Annotated in this window: 2 protein-coding genes; both read right to left on the bottom strand. The window is 69.6% G+C overall.

Translation table 11 applies throughout. From position 1 onward, the window contains the following. Positions 1 to 412 precede the first annotated feature (412 nt). Entirely contained in the window at positions 413 to 733 is a 321-nt protein-coding gene (locus ACYVHU_RS26640) for a hypothetical protein (protein WP_078764250.1), read from the bottom strand. Between the two features lie 250 nt (positions 734 to 983). Beyond that, positions 984 to 1,832 carry a site-specific integrase gene (locus ACYVHU_RS26635; RefSeq protein WP_078764251.1) on the bottom strand — a complete coding sequence of 283 codons (849 nt, stop codon included), beginning with the start codon at positions 1,830 to 1,832 and terminating at the stop codon, positions 984 to 986. Positions 1,833 to 2,202 lie beyond the last annotated feature (370 nt).

Genomic DNA, 2,202 nt, shown 5'->3' with positions numbered 1-2,202 from the left:
ACCACCACGATCGAAGTGGTAATCCCCGATTCGCGCCGCGGAGAATTGCTTCGGGCGCGTCCGACCCATTGGATCTCTTTGGGAAGAGGGATCGGCTGAGGGGAAAGCCGCCGGACGGAAATGGGGAAGGGTTCACGGGGGGCTTCCCGCCGGCGGGTATGCTGGCGATTCCACCGCCGCGGCCGCGAAGGCGGCGGGGTGCGGCGCCTTCGCGCCGTGTCCGCCACGTGCGTCTCCGCGAGGCGTTGGGCACGCAGGGCCCGGTCTTTCGTTGTGTCCGTTCGAAGGGGGCCGGGTCCTGTCCAGGCTTCCCGTCCCCTTGGACGACCTGCACGGCGGCCCCGGCGAGTCGTGACTCGCCGGGGCCGGCGCGGGAAGAGGAACCTCGTGGTCGCCTGCCAGGCGCGGTGTCCTAGAAGCCGCCGCCCAGGGTGGCGGAGGTCAGGCTGAGCTCGCCCGCGCCGTAGGGGCCGGCGAAGGAGGCGTCCTTCTCGTAGAGGGCGCCACCACCGAAGCCGCCGCCCCAGCCGCCGCCGAAGCCCCAGCCGTCACCGCCGGCGATGCTGGTGATGTTCCACTCCGCCGCGCCCTTGGGGCCGGCGAAGGAGGCGTTCTCGTTGAACAGGGCGCCACCGCCGCCACCGCCGATTCCGGCGTTGGCCGCTCCGGCGATCCCCATGGCCGCGGGAACGGAGATCAGGCTGATGACGACCGCGCGCTTGATCATGCGCATGTCTAACTCCTCGTTCGACGTGTTGGGCACTTCCCACCCGGTCCTTCGTTGTGTCCGTTCGAAGAGGACCGAGGTTTCGGAAACCGGATCTCTCCGGCTCGAAAATGGCACTACCGATACATAGTGTGATCATTCAATCACATAGTGTGCTGTGTATCACATTGGACTCCCTTATCTCTCAATGAGCGCAAAAGGCGGATGGGGCGACAAAGCGTCAGGGATGTTCCCCCGCCGGGTCGATCCGGCCTCGTCATGTCATGAGAGGTTCCGAGCGCGTGCGAGGGTGGCGGGCCGGGGCCTCGATCGTCGCGCGCCCCGAGTAGGGGCCGGGGAGGCGGAGGTCCGTCTCGTCCTCCGTCGAGAGCGCGAGCACGCTGCGGCGGAACTGCTCCAGCGTGGCCCCTCCGGTGGCCTCGGCGAAGAGTTCGGCCACGCGCCGGTAGGACAGCCGGCTCCGGCCCGAGACCGGGTCGGTGTCGGAGAGCGGCGGTCGGGTCCGCGGACGCCGCTCGGTGAGGAAGAGCGGTCCCAGGCGCCGCCCCATGACGAGATCGGGAAGGAGCGAGGCCGTCGCGGGCCCCCAGGCGACGACGCGGCGAACGCCCTCCGCGGTCCGCGCCCGGGCGCGTCGGTCGGCGAGGTCGAGATCCTCGACATTGAGCGCCAGCACGTCACAGGCTCGGGCCGCGGACTCGTACAGCATCCGCCAGAGCACGCGCTCCCGTAGCGGAAGGTCCTCTCGGGCCACCAGGGACTCGATCGCGACGCGATCGAGCAGTCCCGGCGGGCCGAGGGGCGCGGACCTGCGGCGTATCCCCTGGAAGGGGTTCTCCGTCAGCCACCCACGGGCACGCCACCACTGCCCCGCGGCGGAGAGCGCGTTGAGGCGGGCGTTGATCGTGGCCGGCGATCGGTCCGACCACTGGTGGTCGAACCACAGGGCCACCCGTTCCGCCGTTCCCTCCTGGGTCAAGGTGCCGAGGGGCGCGCGCGGATCGAAGCGGTGGGCGAGGGCGCGAAGCGCGACCGCGTAGGCCCGGCGGGTGTGCGGGTTGGCCACGTCGGAGAGGAACGCCTCGACGGCCTTGCCGAGCGTCAACGTCTGCCCTGTCCCGCTTCTGGGGGAGCCGGTCGAGGACGTTCTCCTGAGTGGATGCGCGGGACGGCTTTCCTGGCATTGGCCGGGGCCCCTGGTGGTGAGCGACCGTCCGGTGGAGGCGAGAGCGTCCCGGTGGCGTCGGGGCGTCGAGGTCTCCAAGCGGACGTGTTCCCGCTGGTCAGCGTAGTTTTCCATGGCAACGATGCTGCGTGGAAGCGGGGAGGGCGCCTAACGGGGGACGCGGGGACGGGATGAGCCTTTGCGTTGCTTTGGCGTCTTTGTGGGCCTCTCTGCTGTCATCTGACCTAGATCACCTTGTGGGGGCATGGCGACTGCTATGCCAGGCAACGGTGTGTTTCATGGTGGTGGG

The sequence above is a fragment of the Marinactinospora endophytica genome (assembly GCF_054780875.1).
The sequence above is the reverse complement of the archived record's forward strand: the minus strand, read 5'-3'. Positions and strand labels throughout refer to the sequence as shown.